10 protein-coding genes are annotated in these 16911 nt (G+C 41.9%); 5 read left to right on the top strand and 5 right to left on the bottom strand.

What is annotated here, in order from left to right; translation table 11 throughout:
* The 4 genes from ilvD to ilvC form a co-directional block, all read right to left on the bottom strand.
* Complete coding sequence (ilvD, locus tag EGC82_RS03610) at positions 1–1860, bottom strand: dihydroxy-acid dehydratase (RefSeq protein WP_124729542.1); 1860 nt, start codon at positions 1858–1860, stop codon at positions 1–3.
* A gap of 81 nt (positions 1861–1941) precedes the next feature.
* Entirely contained in the window at positions 1942–2199 is a 258-nt protein-coding gene (gene ilvM / locus EGC82_RS03605; RefSeq protein WP_124729541.1) for an acetolactate synthase 2 small subunit, read from the bottom strand.
* The gene (gene ilvG / locus EGC82_RS03600; protein ID WP_059746316.1) at positions 2196–3881 is read right to left on the bottom strand and encodes an acetolactate synthase 2 catalytic subunit; all 1686 of its coding nucleotides are present in this window, start codon (positions 3879–3881) and stop codon (positions 2196–2198) included. The genes ilvM and ilvG overlap by 4 nt, the downstream gene beginning before the upstream one ends.
* Positions 3882–4445: 564 nt before the next feature.
* Complete coding sequence (gene ilvC / locus EGC82_RS03590) at positions 4446–5927, bottom strand: ketol-acid reductoisomerase (protein WP_059746317.1); 1482 nt, start codon at positions 5925–5927, stop codon at positions 4446–4448.
* 208 nt (positions 5928–6135) lie between these two features.
* Between ilvC and ilvY the strand changes: the two genes are divergently transcribed.
* Positions 6136–7008 carry an HTH-type transcriptional activator IlvY gene (gene ilvY / locus EGC82_RS03585; RefSeq protein ID WP_124729540.1) on the top strand — a complete coding sequence of 291 codons (873 nt, stop codon included), beginning with the start codon at positions 6136–6138 and terminating at the stop codon, positions 7006–7008.
* 34 nt (positions 7009–7042) lie between these two features.
* Here the strand turns inward: ilvY and paeA are convergent, their stop codons facing one another.
* A complete protein-coding gene (gene paeA, locus EGC82_RS03580; RefSeq protein ID WP_124729539.1) occupies positions 7043–8350 on the bottom strand; it encodes a polyamine export protein PaeA in 1308 nt (435 codons plus the stop codon).
* A 366-nt stretch (positions 8351–8716) separates the two neighbouring features.
* Here paeA and EGC82_RS03575 point away from each other — a divergent pair, with 366 nt between their 5' ends.
* The 4 genes from EGC82_RS03575 to EGC82_RS03560 all read left to right on the top strand — a co-directional run bounded on the left by EGC82_RS03575 (position 8717) and on the right by EGC82_RS03560 (position 16876).
* Entirely contained in the window at positions 8717–10240 is a 1524-nt protein-coding gene (locus tag EGC82_RS03575) for a YifB family Mg chelatase-like AAA ATPase (RefSeq protein WP_124729538.1), read from the top strand.
* Positions 10241–10319: 79 nt separating this feature from the next.
* Complete coding sequence (locus EGC82_RS03570; protein ID WP_124729537.1) at positions 10320–11216, top strand: acyltransferase; 897 nt, start codon at positions 10320–10322, stop codon at positions 11214–11216.
* A gap of 6 nt (positions 11217–11222) precedes the next feature.
* Positions 11223–12137, top strand: coding sequence for an acyltransferase (locus EGC82_RS03565; protein WP_124729536.1), 915 nt, complete (start codon positions 11223–11225; stop codon positions 12135–12137).
* A 275-nt stretch (positions 12138–12412) separates the two neighbouring features.
* Positions 12413–16876: an EAL domain-containing protein gene (locus EGC82_RS03560; RefSeq protein ID WP_124729535.1), complete on the top strand. Its 4464-nt coding sequence runs from the start codon at positions 12413–12415 to the stop codon at positions 16874–16876.
* Positions 16877–16911 lie beyond the last annotated feature (35 nt).

Below are 16911 nucleotides of genomic sequence, written 5' to 3'. Positions count from 1 at the left end.
TTATCCCTCCAGCTTAGATCGATCGCGTACAGCGCCTTTATCAGCACTTGTTGCTAATAATGCATAGGCTTTAAGCGCTAATGACACATAACGCTCACGAGCAACCGGCTTCCAACCTAAAGGGCCTTTTGCATCCATGGCTGTGCGACGCTGAGTAAGCTCTGCTTCACTGACATTAAGTTGAATGCTACGCTTGGGAATATCAATCGCAATTTGATCGCCATTTTCAATCAGTGCAATTGTGCCACCTGACGCCGCTTCTGGTGATACATGACCAATAGACAAACCAGAAGTGCCACCTGAAAAACGACCATCGGTAATTAACGCACACTTAGCACCTAAACCTCGAGATTTTAAATAGGTTGTTGGATACAGCATTTCTTGCATACCAGGGCCACCTTTAGGGCCTTCGTAGCGAATAACCACCACATCGCCTTCAACAACTTCGCCGCCTAAAATACCAGCAACTGCATCATCTTGGCTTTCATACACCCGGGCACTACCGATAAAGGTCAAGTTAGATTCATCGACGCCAGCCGTTTTGACAATACAGCCATCAACGGCAACGTTACCTGACAATACGGCTAAGCCACCTTCTTGACTAAAGGCAAACTCACGTGAGCGAATACAACCATTTTCACGGTCGTCATCAACACTGTCCCAGCGACAATTTTGGCTAAATGCTTTAGTGGTTGGAATACCAGCAGGGCCGGCACTAAAAAAGCGGATTACATCTGGATCGTTCGTTTGTTTAATGTCGTATTTAGCTAAAACTGATTTTAAATCGCCACCATTGTCTGCGGCCACATGCGGTACATCGTTATGGATTAAACCTGCTCTATCTAACTCGCCTAAAATACCCATCACCCCACCAGCACGGTGAACATCTTCCATATGATATTTAGGCGTTGATGGTGCAACCTTACATAGATGAGGCACTAAGCGTGAGATGCGATCAATATCCGCCATAGTAAAGTCAATTTCCGCCTCTTGCGCGGCAGCCACTAAATGCAACACTGTATTTGATGAACCGCCCATGGCAACATCGAGTACCATGGCATTTTCAAATGATTTAAATGACGCAATATTGCGTGGCAAGGCAGTTTCATCATCATGCTTGTAATAACGTTCAGCCAACATCATCACCCGGCGACCCGCTTCTAAAAATAATTCACGACGGTCTTCATGAGTCGCTAACATTGAACCGTTACCTGGTAATGACAAGCCTAAGGCTTCGGTTAAACAGTTCATTGAATTAGCAGTAAACATACCCGAGCACGACCCACAAGTAGGGCAAGCACTGCGTTCGATTTGCTTACTGTCTTCATCACTGACATTAGAGTCTGCCCCGGCGATCATGGCATCAACTAAATCAAGCTTAATAATTTGATCGGATAACTTGGTTTTACCCGCTTCCATTGGCCCACCGGATACAAATACCACCGGAATATTTAACCGTAGCGCCGCCATTAACATGCCAGGAGTAATCTTGTCGCAGTTAGAAATACACACTAATGCATCGGCACAATGAGCATTCACCATATACTCAACACTGTCTGCAATTAACTCGCGCGACGGTAAGCTGTACAGCATGCCGCCATGCCCCATGGCAATTCCGTCATCGACGGCAATAGTATTAAATTCTTTGGCAATGCCGCCTGCTGCTTCAATGGCACCAGCAACCAATGATCCCATATTCTTTAAATGCACATGTCCAGGGACAAACTGAGTGAACGAGTTGGCAATGGCAATGATGGGCTTACCAAAATCATTTTCTTTTACGCCAGTGGCACGCCATAGTGCGCGGGCGCCTGCCATGTTGCGGCCTTCGGTACTGGTTGCTGAGCGTAATTTTGGCATTGCAAATATCCTTGTCTAATGTGGTGCGCGTTACCCGTGTCATCACTGATAACGTTCTAATAAATGAGTAATACAATAAGCTTAACTGTTTACTGCTTGGTCCAGTGATACTGCAGATAGAACCTTACAATGCGTCACATCGATTAATTTATCTAATTGGGTACTTAGCAGTTCAATAGCACGTTCGGCTTCAACCCATAAGTCGACCGCCATACTAGCATCGTCGTTTATACGCACCTGCATTTGAGTAATTTTAAATCCACGATGTCGAGTGACACGCAATACACGCTCTAGCACTTCTGGACGTTGTTGGACGGTTATTTCTAATGCATGCATCATGTTTGCTTCTCCATTTGGTCCATCATCTCACTATTACTCGCACCCGGTGGCACTAAAGGCCATACGTTAAAAGCATCATTAATCGACACATGCAGCATATAGGGACCCGTACTGTTTAACATATCATCTAACCCTTGCTCGACTTGATCGGCGCGCGTGATAGTTCGACCAGGGATATCAAATGCTGATGCCATAAGGACAAAATTAGGGTTATCAGATAAGTCTGTTTCACTATAACGCTCTTCAAAAAACAACTGTTGCCACTGTTTAACCATACCCAGTTTTTGATTATCAATCAGTAAGATTTTTACCGGTAATTTACGGCGTTTAATGGTGGTTAATTCTTGCACATTCATCATAAACGAACCGTCACCAGAAACCGTGACCACAGTTGCATCAGGGCGAGCCACTTGGGCACCAATGGCAGCAGGTAAGCCAAACCCCATAGTGCCTAAGCCAGCACTAGAAAGATGGTCTTCAGGACGACGGAACCACATGTGTTGCGCAACCCACATTTGATGCTGGCCCACATCACAGGCTACCACACTGTCTTCTGGTAATTTATTGGCTAAACGACGTAACATTGCTGGGGCGTAAATTAAATCACCTGGATGATGGTAATCCCATTGGTGCTGACGAGATAATTCCTCGACATCGCTTTGCCACGAACCAATATCAAGCTGCCCTGCTACTGCAGCAGTTAATGCGGGCAACACTACACTCAGCTCAGCAGCTATCGCCACGTCAGCTTGACGTAATTTGCCGATTTCGGCGGCATCGATGTCTAAATGCAACACTTTGGCATTACTGGCAAAACTCGCAAGCCGACCGGTAACGCGGTCATCAAAACGTGCACCGACAACCATCAATAAATCGCATTCTTGCACAGCCAGGTTTGCCCCTTTACCACCATGCATACCTAACATGCCTAAATAACCTTTAGTGCCATGGGCAATACTGCCTAAGCCTTTTAAGGTTGCGACTGATGGAATGCCTGTGGTGTCGATAAACTGACGTAAATGCGCAACGGCGCCAGCCATACCTACGCCACCACCAACATATAACATCGGTTTTTTAGCCTGCTTAATTAATGTTGCAGCGGCATCTAAATCACTCAATTGAGGTAGTAACTCATCAGCAACACTTTGAAGCGGGGTTTTGTATTCTAATGCGGCTAGTTGGATGTCTTTGGGAATATCAACTAACACTGGACCAGGACGTCCTTCGGCGGCAATTTCAAAGGCACGATATAAAGTGGGGATAAGCTCATTGATGTCGGTGACCATAAAGCTGTGCTTGGTACATGACAACGACATGCCTAGTACGTCAATTTCTTGAAACGCGTCAGTACCAATAACGCTAGTAGACACTTGACCCGTTATGGCTACAAGCGGAACAGAATCAAGTAAAGCATCAGCTAATGAGGTAATTAAGTTAGTCGCTCCCGGTCCTGAGGTTGCAAAACAGACTCCGGTTTTACCACTGGCACGGGCATACCCAACAGCAGCAAACGCGGCACCTTGTTCATGGCGGCTAAGCAAGTGTTCTACAGGACCGCCGTAAAGGGCATCATAGATTGGCATAATCGCCCCACCAGGATAACCAAATACGGTTGTCACACCATGTGCTGCTAGTACTTTGATTACTGCATCCGCGCCGCGCATTTTCTGTCCTGCTTCCATATGTTGCTCTCTACTTTATCAATGTATCAGCTGCTCTACTGTGTAATACTGGGTCTATGGTTTTACTTAAGCCTAAAACTAAAAAACCCCCGGTCCTTTCGGAGCGGGGGTTTTTGCAATCTGTTTGACTCTTAGGTCAGTCTAGTTGCCAAAACGCCACCCCCGCTGTGACTTAATAATCACTACGGTAATAATGTCGAGAATGAGAATGGCTGTGTGGTTTAACATGTTTTAGACAGTATCCTAAGTTTCTAAATAATTCGTTTGGTTATGTTCAAATAACGTTACGGTATAACTAACAAGTACCATAAAAGATTTACCGAACACAACTAAAAAATTGCCTTTATAAAAAAAATTCAGCTTCCCTGCCGAGACAATGCAAACAACAACAAAAACTTAACTCATGAGTTCTACTAATAATTAATTAGAACTCAATCTAATATTTGTTTTTTCAGCGTCCCAATTAATAAGATTAGGACGTTTCGATTGATGCCTGTCCGACAACGGCAACATTAATATGTTGCAAAAAACACTGAACAGGTACTTCACCAGCCACTTTATACGTTAGCTTGCTTCAACAATACTTTTCATATCAGTCATGTAACCACGTAACTCAGCGCCGATAAACTCAACTTCTGTATTACGAATCTGATCATTTACATCTATTAAGCGTAGATTATCAACACCTGTTGCTTGGTCTTTAAGTCCAGCACCTAAGTACTCAGATGACATAGCGTTAACATAATCACGTAACATCGGTACTGCTGCATGGTTGAATAAATAACAACCGTATTCAGCCGTATCTGAAATAACCACGTTCATTTCATATAAACGCTTACGCGCAATAGTATTGGCAATTAACGGGGTTTCATGTAGCGATTCATAATAAGCCGACTCTTCAACAATGCCTGCTGCAACCATGGTATCAAACGCCAGCTCAACACCTGCTTTAATCATTGCTACTAAGAAAATACCTTTGTCGAAATAGGTTTGTTCATCGATATGTTCAGATGATACTGGCGCATTTTCAAATGCGGTTTCGTTAGTTTCAGCTCTCCAACGTAACAAGTTGGTGTCATCATTAGCCCAGTCTGCCATCATAGTGCGAGAGAATTCACCGCTAATAATGTCGTCCATGTGCTTTTCAAACAACGGTTTAAGGATAACCTTTAACTCTTCAGCCATATCAAATGCTTTGATTTTTGCTGGGTTTGATAAGCGGTCCATCATGTTGGTAATGCCGCCGTGCTTAAGCGCTTCGGTAACAGTCTCCCAGCCTTGCTGAATTAACTTGCCGGCATAACCAGGTTCAACACCATCAGCGACCATTTTCTCATAACCTAAAATAGCGCCCGTTTGTAACATTCCACACAAAATGGTTTGTTCGCCCATCAAATCTGACTTAACTTCAGCCACAAATGATGACATTAATACTCCGGCACGGTCGCCACCTGTAGCACTGGCGTAAGCTTTAGCAATCGCTAAGCCATCACCATTTGGGTCATTCTCTGGGTGTACTGCAATCAATGTTGGCACACCAAAACCACGCTTGTATTCTTCACGAACTTCTGTCGCAGGGCATTTTGGCGCAACCATAACCACAGTAATGTCTGGACGAACTTGCATGCCTTCTTCAACAATATTGAAACCGTGTGAGTAAGATAACGTCGCACCTTGCTTCATTAATGGCATAACCGCATTAACAACATTTGTATGTTGCTTGTCTGGTGTAAGGTTTAACACTAAATCAGCGGCAGGAATAAGCTCTTCAAAAGTACCGACTTTAAAGCCATTATCGGTGGCTTTTTGCCATGAAGCACGCTTTTCTGCAATGGCTTGCGAACGTAAGGCAAAAGAAATGTTCAGGCCTGAGTCACGCATGTTTAAACCTTGGTTAAGGCCTTGTGCGCCACAACCTAAAATCACGATATTCCAATCTTTAATATATTGGCAACCATCACTAAATTCAGTACGATCCATAAAGCGGCATTGTGCTAGTTGAGCTAATTGTTGACGTAAATTCAGAGAGTTAAAATAGTTAGCCATCTGATACCACCTTTAAAATTCAGAAATTTGGGACTCAACATCTTATAAGTCAGCGACCTTAAGCGTTGTGATTGAAGTCACTATAGCGCATGCATATGATTGCTTAAAATGATATATTCGGGACATGACGTTGCAATTAATGCAACATGGAATGCTTAACCGAATATTTAACTTACACTCAACTTAATGCGGACTTGAAGGGTTTTTGATGGATATCCGTTCACTTAAAATGTATTTACACTTGTGCGATAGTCTGCATTTTGCCAAAACAGCAGAGCAATCTCACGTCAGCCCATCGACCTTAAGCCGTGCGTTGCAGCGTTTAGAAGATGAAGTGGGCAGTAAATTATTTGACCGTGACAATCGAAGTGTCACCATTACCCATGCAGGCGTTGAATTTAAACGTTTTGCAGAACAGACATTATCGGAATGGGCGCAACTGCGCAGTCGCATCGATCCCAGTCAGCAGATTTTACGCGGCAATCTTAATTTATATTGTTCGGTTACCGCCGCTTATAGTCATTTACCGACGCTGTTAGACCGCTTTAGACGTGAACATCCCCATGTCGATATCAATCTCAACACGGGCGATCCGGCTAATGCGGTCAATCAAATTCAAAAGAATCGCGCCGACATCGCTATTATTGCGTTGCCTGAAGTGTTGCCTAATACATTACACTTTACCCCTATCGATAAAGTGCCCATTTCGGTCATTGCGCCCACCATGCATTGCCAAGTACAACAATGGGTTAATCAACCGAAAATTGATTGGGCAAAGCTGCCTTATATTGTGCCGGATCACGGCCCTGGCAGAAAACGGATTGATCAGTGGTTTAAGCAAATGGGAATTAAACCCAATATTTATGCTCAAGTCTCTGGTCAGGAAGCTATTGTCTCCATGGTCGCGCTCGGCTGTGGTGTTGGTATAAGCCCAGAAGCGGTGATCCACAATAGTCCGGTACGCGATCGCATCCAAACCCTAGCCTCGCCAATACCGATCCCACCATTTGAATTAGGCTGTTGCTGCAAAGAAAAACGCACTAATGATCCGATCATTAGTGCGTTCTTAAACATCATTTAAGCGTCCGGTTATAATAGAGGCTAGGGAAATAGACTTAAGGCAGTGGTGGCATCTCAATGTCTAAACGGGTAACCAGTAACTGGTCTACTTTATATGAATCAATATCGACCACTTCAAATTTATAGCCCGCATAATTAACAAAGTCGGTTCTCTTAGGAATTTTTCGTAGCATATACATCATAAAACCAGCAATAGTTTCGTAGTTTTGGTTATGTGGAAAAACTTCAATATTAAATGCTCGCATTACGTCAGTAATCGGCGTAACTCCATCAACTAACCAAGAGTTACCATCGCGGGCAACTATTTGTTCTTCACTTTCGTGTAATGACCACGCGCCCATCACAGCACTTTGTAAATCATTGGTCGTCACAATGCCAACAACCAAAGCATACTCGTTCATCACCACCGCAAAGTCAGAACGATTATTTTTAAAATACTCCATCGACTCAGACAAGGTTAACGTATCAGGAATAATCAAACAGTTATGGACTAATGTACTGCCCTTTAAGGTTATTTTTTCACCGTTAATCACTCTTATTAATAGCTCTTTAGCATCAACAAAGCCTTTGACGATGTCTAGTTGACCATCGCAGACGATAAACTTATTGTGTGGATTTTTAGCTATTTTTTGTTTAATTTCTTCTTCACTATCTTGCAGTAAAAAATACACTAAACTTTCACGTGCTGTCATTGCAGAGGTCACCGACACCGACTGCATTTCAAACACGTTTTCCATCATTTGTTGCTCACCTTTATCCATGACTCCAGCTTCGGTACCCGCACTCATCATGGCGTAAATATCATCGTTAGTGACTTGATCGTTACGTGCGGTAGGCACTTGTAATAGCTTAAAAATCGCATTAGCTAAACCATTAAAAATCCACACAAACGGTTTTAACACTTTGATACACAGAATAATTGGCATCACAAAAGTAACCGCGACTTGTTCTGGGATCACCATCGCAATTCGTTTTGGCATTAAATCAGCGAATAGAATAAACAACGATGTGACCGTCACAAATGAACAGACAAAACTCAACTGCAAACCCCATTCATCACCTAATAAAGGTAACAATAGTTGTTCAAAATGAGGTCTAAAGGCCGATTCACCCACAATACCGCCCATGATCGCGACCGCATTAAGCCCTATTTGTACCACGGTAAAAAAACTGCCTGGCTGAGCCTGCAATTTCAATACTTTGGCGGCACGTAAATCGCCCTCATCAGCCATTAATTGCAAGCGTATCTTTCGTGATGCCGCAAGGGCAATTTCAGACATAGAAAAAAAACAACTAATGCCGATCAGACATAAGATGATCAATAAATTATCAGAGAGGCTCATAGTTTACCTTTACCTGAATACTAGCCAAAATATCAGGAATGTATGGACATATCATTGTTGCAAAATGGGCAAATGCAAGACCTTAGCCATTTATTAATATTAAAATTAACAGGGCTAATGATTCAATACAGATAGAAATAACGCGTGATGGAATATCATTATCGTGTTTCACGGCAAAAGACCTATAAAAAATCGATCCTCGCGTACGCTTAAGCGACGGTATTCTACTCAACAACAGTGATTTAAACTAGCGTGCAAGCATAACTTTATCTGACTTATTTAGCCTAGATCACGCAAAAAAACACATCACTGCTAGACTATAACCATCTCTTAATTTGTATATTATTCAAACAAAAGGAATTGTTAATGGCAATAGCCTGTGTATTTACTCGAGCAAGTTGCGGTGTAGAAGCGCCGAGAGTGACTGTTGAAGTACATTTAAGCAATGGTTTACCGGCATTTAATCTAGTAGGACTACCAGAAACCTCAGTTAAAGAAGCCAAAGAGCGCGTTAGAAGTGCATTAATAAATGCAGGCTTTGAGTTTCCACAAAGGCGAATTACTGTCAATCTAGCACCTGCAGATTTACCTAAGCAAGGCGGCCGCTACGATTTACCGATTGCAGTAGGTATTCTGGCAGCATCAAATCAAATTCCAGCTAAAGCATTACACCAATGCGAATTTGTGGGTGAACTGGCTCTTTCTGGGCAAATTCGCCCTTGTAGCGGCTTATTACCGGCCATTATTGCGGCACGTAATGATCAACATCATTTCTTTATGCCCATCGAAAATCGCCATGAAGCAGAACTCGTTGGCTACAATCACAGTTATTTTGTCGCCCACTTACAAAACTTGGCAGCATTTCTACACGGTCAGGCACAACTGCCCTTACTCGATACCTTACCCGAGTGGATTGATGAAGAACCTCAATTGCAGTCATCACTTTGTATGAGCGATGTCATCGGCCAATATCAAGCTAAACAAGGACTGGAGATTGCGGCGGCTGGCGGGCATAACATGCTATTTATAGGTCCTCCAGGTACCGGAAAAAGCATGTTGGCCAATCGCATAATTCCGTTACTACCCAAACTTACCTACGACGAAGCCATTGAGGTAGCAGCTATTCACTCTGTTGCTGGATTACATATTAAACCACAAAATTTCCTTAACCGCCCTTTTCGCTCGCCGCATCATACTGCTTCATCGATTGCATTGATTGGCGGTGGTAGTCAACCAAAACCAGGGGAAATATCATTAGCCCATCGCGGAATATTATTTCTTGATGAAATAGCCGAGTTTCCACGGAAGGTTTTAGATTGCCTTAGGGAGCCAATAGAAACGGGTCAAGTTGAAATTTCACGCGCAGCCGCTAAATTAACGTTTTTAAGTCGATTTCAGCTCATTGCAGCAATGAATCCTAGCCCCTGTGGCGATACAGAACGGGCGCGTTCGACCCCAGATCAAATTCAACGTTATTTATCGCGTTTATCCGGACCATTTTTAGATCGTTTTGATTTGACCGTGGATGTACCTAAACTTCCTGCAGGCACCTTAACCCAACAGCACAAGCCAGGTGAGACCAGCGTTGAAATAGCTAAGCGCGTTAAACAGGCCCGCGATCAACAACTCAGCCGTGCAGGTGTATTAAATAGTGAGTTAACCCCAAAGCAACTCAAGCAAGATGGTGCGATTACTCAGCCTGATCTCGAGTTTTTAGAACAAAGCGTGGTGAGCTTAGGCTTGTCTGTTCGCAGCTTTCATCGTATTCAACGCGTATCACGAACCATAGCCGACTTGCAGCAATCACCTACTACCGAGCGTAGCCACATTGCTCAAGCACTTGGTTATCGGGCAATGGATCGATTACTGGCAAGACTGAATCAGCAATAAACGTAATTTAACCTATCGTATTGATTGAGCAAAACAGCGACTACGAGTAACATAGCCCTCCGTTTAATAGGAGAGAAAAATGTCGCTGCTTTCTAAAACCAAAGGTTCAATCGCATTCTTATGCTATTTAATTAATACCATTTTTTGGACCATCCCTATCTTGGCGTTCAGTGTTGTAAAGTTGATCCCAATTGGCATTTGCCAAAAAGGCTGTAGTTATATTCTCGATAACTGCGCAACAGCATGGATAAGCATTAATACCGTGATAGAAGCCATTTTTCATCCGATGTGCATTAACGTTACCGGCGATCAATCATTTTCTGAGCAAGAATGGTATATGGTTATTGCTAACCATCAGTCGTGGGTCGACATTCTGATTTTACAACGTGTATTTAACCGTAAAATTCCTTTTTTAAAGTTTTTTCTCAAACAAGAACTTATTTTTGTACCAATACTTGGCCTGGCTTGGTGGGCATTAGATTTTCCATTTATGCGCCGTTATAGCACGTCACAATTACGGAAAAACCCTAAATTAAAAGGTAAAGACATTGAAATTACTCGTAAAGCGTGCGAGAAATTTAAAACTAAGCCAGTGAGTATTATGAACTTTGTCGAAGGGACACGTTTTACTGCCGCTAAGCACGACAAGCAAGCGTCACCTTTTCAGCATCTTTTAAAACCCAAAGCTGGAGGAATGGCTTTTGCGCTATCGGCTATGGGTGAACATATTAATAAACTAGTGAATGTCACCATATATTATCCAGATACAGTACCAACTTATTGGCAATATATTTGTGGTGGATTGACTGAGGTTAGAGTAAATATCAAAATTACTGATATTCCTCAGGATATGCGTGGTGATTACATGAAAGATCGTGAATTTAAAATTAAATTCCAAGAACAGCTCAATCAAATCTGGCTCGATAAAGATTCGCAGCTACAAGAAATTGCCTCACAAGCAAAGCAAGAGGTGTAACAATATATGCTGTCTTTTTTACCAGGCCCAGTACTCTTTATTATCAGTCTGTTGTTATTGATCATCAATACGCTTGTATGGAGCTCATTGTTAACGATTGGCGGTGTCGCAAAATTATTACTGCCTTTTCTACCTGCTAGACGACTATTAACACGGATAATGAACCGTTTTATGTGGTCGTGGGCTACATGTAATGGCGGCATTTTATACTTAATTTCAAATATTGAATGGGACGTAAAAGGATTAGATAAGCTTGATCCTAACGGCTGGTATTTACTGGTTAGTAATCATGTTAGTGGCTTTGATATTGCTGCCCAAACATACTTATTGCGCAACCATATTCCAATGTTAAAGTTCTTTTTAAAAAAAGAACTACTGTATGTGCCAATAATGGGGTTGGGTTGCTGGGCTCTGGATATGCCATTTATGGATCGAACCAGTGCTGCTAAGCTGAAAAAAAATCCAAAGTTAAAAGGTAAAGATCTTCAAACGACTCGCAAAGCTTGCGAACGCTTTAAGCACATGCCCACATCGATTATTAATTATGTTGAAGGCAGTCGTTTTACCGAAGAAAAGCGTCTACGCCAGAATTCGCCTTATCGCCATTTACTCCGCCCTAAAGCCAGCGGCATTGCTTTTACACTCTCAGCAATGGGTGAGCAGTTTACTGGCCTATTAAATATTACATTGGTTTACCCTGAAACCTCGGAAAAAGTACTGGCTAATGTAATGCATGGACGTACCAAAAAAGTGGTAATGCGCGTTGAAACGCTACCTGTGCCGAAGGTAGATTCACAAGTTTACTTTTCAAGTCCGGAAACACGGGTCGAATTTCAGCGCTGGTTAAATCAGCTTTGGATTGAAAAAGATCAGCAAATTGATGACATAATAAAAGCTTATCAACCACAGAATCCGCATTAACGTAGTTAAATTGTCATAAAATCGACAAATGACGATTTTCTGTTGCGTTGAACGTGTAAAACTGTCAGTTTTATAAGAAAAAGAGTTTATCGCTAACTCAATTGATAAAATTAATTAACAACTAAATGTCTAAGCGTTAATTAAATACTTTTTTGTTAACATAATTAATATTTATCACAACTTTTCCAATGAAACTTTATGGGTGAAATTTGAATTTTCGTGCATTCACGCTTTTAACACACTGGCTAATTCTCGTCTTTACATTGAGTTTTTCAGTGGCGGTTTCAGCACAAAAAAATGAACCATATGACGATAGCCTGACCGAAGTAAAATTTGAGCACTTCGATACAAAAGATGGCCTTAATCAAAACTCGATCACTCGCCTGTTTATGGACAGTTCGGGAATGTTATGGATTGGCACCCAAGATGGTTTGCACAGCTATAATGGTGTTGAGTTTAGCTTATACTTAAAGCAGCAAGGAAATAGCCAGGCTATTTCAGGCAATTTTATTACTAACATTTTGCAGTCACCTGATGGTGATTTATGGGTAGGAACCAACAATAATGGCCTTAATAGGTTAAATTTAACTACTGGCCAATTTACTCAGTTTAAACAACCTCAAGGATTAACAGACCTGCAGGTCACTAACCTTGCCGTGATTGGCGATACCCTTTGGGTCGGCACACGTTCAGGCCTATTTATTGTCTCCCTAAAAACTGAAAAAATCACTCCTGTTAGTCTCGGCAACAACATCGCGCCTAATATTACCAGCATTGCCAATATCGATAATAAATACATTGTCGTTGGCACTCAATCTCATGGCACATTTGCCATTGATAGTAATACTATTATTCGGCTTGATATCCCCATTAATATGACGGTAAACCAAGTCAAATCAAGTTCAGTTTATTCAGTATGGTTAGCCATCGACAATCAAATTTGGCGCTATAATCTCGATACTCATCAAAAAGAACTGATATGGTCGAATGATGAGAGTTATGGTAACAACCGCAACATTACAGATTTTGAAGTAATTAATGCCAATCAAATTTTTGCCATTGGCACCAATACAGGTCTATTCAAACTCGACTTTATTGATGGTAAGTGGCACAGCAGGGCTTATAAACATAATCCACAAGCACTCAATACCATCAGTGCCAATACTCTACAAAGCTTAATGCTAGATCAAAATGGTACTTTATGGATTGGCACCGGATATTCGGGTATCGATAAGCTCAGCCTCAGCAATCAATACTTTAAGCACTTTTACGATTACCAAACCAATACGCCAGGCATGGCAAACATGATCCGTACTATTTTTCGGGACAAGCAGCAACGTCTGTGGATAGGTACCGATGGTGCAGGGCTAAAGTATTTGGTTCCTAATGATAACCAATACCACAATATCAATGAGTTATTTGCCAATAAATTAGCCGTGCCAGCAGAACAGTTGTCATTAATAGTGCATGACATTGTGCAAGATAAACAAGGTTTACTATGGTTTGCCACTAATGTAGGCCTGTTTACACTAGACAACAGCAACATATTGGAGCAAGTCAAACCTGAAAATGAGCAGTTTAGAGCAGATAATAAGATCCGCAGTTTAGCCTTTGACGACAAAGATCGCTTATGGATAGCCAGCTCACAAGGGTTGTATTTCATTTCTGAATATACTAACCGTATGATGGCTTACAACTTTGGTTTTCAAGCTGACTTTTCACCATTTAAATATCAAATTATTAAGCTCTATTTTAGCCAAGGTTATCTTTGGTTAGGCACCATGGGAGGGGTAGTAAGGCTCTCTGCAGAAGAGCAAAAGCTAGACTTTCTAAGTAACGATCCTGACAATCCTAACAGCCTCAGCGACAACCGAGTTAGAGATTTTTTATTAGCAGACAATGGTGACTTTTGGGTGGCCACCCATGGCGGTATAGACAAGCTAACAATAGAGTACGGTGCCTTTAAGTTTGAACGAATGGACGTTAATGCTGATGACAGCAGTAATACTGTTTACGCTATTTTAGAAGATGATAAACACGATTTGTGGCTCAGCACCAACTCTGGGATCTCACGTTTTACTCCCAGTGATCAACATTTTATTTCCTATAATAAATTCGAGGGCCTGCAAGCTAATGAGTTTAATGGTGCCGCTAAATTTAAAGAGGCTAACGGTACATTATGGTTTGGCGGTATTAGAGGACTTAACCAGTTTACCCCCTCCACTATTCCAACCCAGAGAGCCGAGAATAAACTGGCGCTGACTAAATACACTATTGGTGAAACCCAGTACCCAATTCGCGACTTAAGCCATGCACCACACATTTTCATGGCGTATGAGCAACAACTCATTAGCTTTGAAATCGGCTCGCTCAATTTTAATTACCCTGGGTTAAGCCGTTTTAGCTACTTTTTAGACGGCTTTGATAACGATTGGCGTGAGCTATCTCATGGCAACGAAATTACCTATACCAATCTGCCTCCTGGTGAATACACCTTAATGGTTCGCCATGCGCTAGGGACTAATAAATACAGTCAATACACCCTAAATATAAATGTCTCTGTTGTACCACCTATTTATATGACTCACATTGCTTATGCATTGTATGTCACCTTTGGGTTATTAATCATTATTTGGATTTTCTCTACCAGACAGAAAAAACTGGCTAAGCAACGAGAGTTTGATAGCAGTATTCGTGCCTCAGAAGAACGCCTAAAATTGGCGCTTTGGGCCTCTGGTGATGGTATGTGGGATTGGAATATTAAAGACGATAAAGTCTATCGAACCAACATAATTGAACCGATGAATTTTTCGTTAAATGATCAATTATTCATTAAAAATATCGATCCCGAAGACAAACCTCGAGTGCAAAAACTGCTTAATGACCATTTAAATGGTGAAAGCGAGTTTTTTGAAGCAGAGTACCGCGTTGAAACTAAGCCAGGAGAATGGGCCTGGGTGCTAGACCGTGGGCAAATTGTTGAACGCGATAGCAATAATATTCCGGTGCGAATGGCGGGTACCCATAAAGATATTACCAGTCGGAAGTTAACCGAAAACGAATTAAAACTGTCATCACAAGTACTATTTAGCATGAATGAAGCGGTTGTCGTTGGCGAACTCGATTACCAAATTCGCTCAGTAAACCCTGCTTTTAGCCGAATTACAGGCTTTAAACATCGTGATGTGGTTGGCAAGCATTTCTTATTTTTAACTATGGGGAAGCAGTCTCGCGAGTTTTATAATTCAGTTGAAGTCCAACTATTAAGACACAAACATTGGGCTGGTGAAACTCATATTAGAACCCGCGATCGCCGCGGGATTCTCGCATGGTTAGAGATAAACCAAGTTATTAATAATAAGGGTGAAACTAGTCACTTTGTTGCGGTTTTCACCGATATTACAGCGCGTAAAAAAGCTGAAGAAGATTTACGAGTATTAGCTAATTTTGATCCATTGACCGGATTGCCTAACCGTACCTTGTTCCAAGATCGTCTCAATCAAGCAGTGACCAAAGCGCAACGCGCCAATAGCATTGTGGCATTGTTATTTTTAGATCTTGACCGCTTTAAACATATCAATGATTCAATGGGCCATCATATTGGTGATTTACTGCTTAAAGCCGTTGCCCATCGCCTACAAAATGCGGTGCGCGATGGCGACACAGTTGCACGTCTAGGTGGTGATGAATTTACGATTATTTTAGAAGGGGTTGCTAAAACTAAAGCCGCCACTATTATTGCAGAAAAAGTGTTACATGCATTCCAAACGCCGTTTTTACTTGACGATAAAGTGCTGACGATTTCACCATCAATTGGGATCAGTTTGTATCCTGAAGATGCTCAAGACACCACATCGTTAATTAAGTATGCCGATACCGCCATGTATCATGCTAAATCTTTGGGCCGGAATAACTTCCAATTCTATACTGAACAATTAAATCAATATGCAACGCGTTATGTTCAACTAGAAGCAGGGCTTAAAAAAGCAATGCAAGAAAATGAGCTATATTTAGTTTACCAACCTAAATACGATGTCAAAACTGAAAAAATTGTCGGCCTTGAAGCCTTGATGCGCTGGGAAAGCCCAGAGCTTGGCTTTATTTCACCGGTTGAGTTTATCCCGCTTGCAGAAGAAACCGGCATCATTAATCAGATTGGTCACTGGGCAATTAATCAAGCCTGTAGCCAACTAGCACAATGGCACCAACAAGGCTTTGAGCATATATCCGTTGCGGTTAACCTTTCAGCCAGACAGTTGAAAGCCGATATTATCTCGACCATAGAAGTCGCATTAGCGGTCTCAGGACTTCCTGCAAACGCTCTAGAACTCGAATTAACAGAATCGATGATTATGGGTAACCCACAAGAGTCCGTGGCTATCTTGGCACAATTAAAAGCGCTAGGGCTTTCTATTGCCGTTGATGATTTCGGCACTGGATATTCAAGCTTAAGCTATTTGAAACGCTTCCCCATTGATACCTTGAAAATTGATCGTGAATTTGTGCGAGATATAACAGAAGATCCTGATGATGCCGCTATCACTAGCGCGATTATTACTTTAGCCCACAGTTTAGAACTTAACGTAGTAGCTGAAGGCGTTGAAACCCAAGCACAGTTGAATTTTTTACGTGAAGGTGGTTGCGATCAAGTGCAAGGTTTCTTGCTCAGCAAGCCATTAAGCGCCGCTGATTGTATGGTCTTATTAACTCAAGACAAAACTGCAATTCGTCATTTTTAAGGCAAAATAAAAGCTCCATCTAGGAGCTTCTATTA

This window comes from Shewanella livingstonensis, from assembly GCF_003855395.1.
Lineage (GTDB): Bacteria > Pseudomonadota > Gammaproteobacteria > Enterobacterales > Shewanellaceae > Shewanella > Shewanella livingstonensis.
This window is presented reverse-complemented; position numbering and strand designations above follow the sequence as displayed.

Bases quoted from the DNA above. Each gene is read 5' to 3' on its own strand.
- EGC82_RS03570 (WP_124729537.1), top strand. From the start codon at position 10,320: ATGTCGCTGCTTTCTAAAACCAAAGGTTCAATCGCATTCTTATGCTAT.
- ilvY (WP_124729540.1), top strand. From the start codon at position 6,136: ATGGATATCCGTTCACTTAAAATGTATTTACACTTGTGCGATAGTCTG.
- paeA (WP_124729539.1), bottom strand. From the start codon at position 8,350: ATGAGCCTCTCTGATAATTTATTGATCATCTTATGTCTGATCGGCATT.
- EGC82_RS03575 (WP_124729538.1), top strand. From the start codon at position 8,717: ATGGCAATAGCCTGTGTATTTACTCGAGCAAGTTGCGGTGTAGAAGCG.
- ilvC (WP_059746317.1), bottom strand. From the start codon at position 5,927: ATGGCTAACTATTTTAACTCTCTGAATTTACGTCAACAATTAGCTCAA.
- ilvG (WP_059746316.1), bottom strand. From the start codon at position 3,881: ATGGAAGCAGGACAGAAAATGCGCGGCGCGGATGCAGTAATCAAAGTA.
- EGC82_RS03565 (WP_124729536.1), top strand. From the start codon at position 11,223: ATGCTGTCTTTTTTACCAGGCCCAGTACTCTTTATTATCAGTCTGTTG.
- ilvD (WP_124729542.1), bottom strand. From the start codon at position 1,860: ATGCCAAAATTACGCTCAGCAACCAGTACCGAAGGCCGCAACATGGCA.
- ilvM (WP_124729541.1), bottom strand. From the start codon at position 2,199: ATGATGCATGCATTAGAAATAACCGTCCAACAACGTCCAGAAGTGCTA.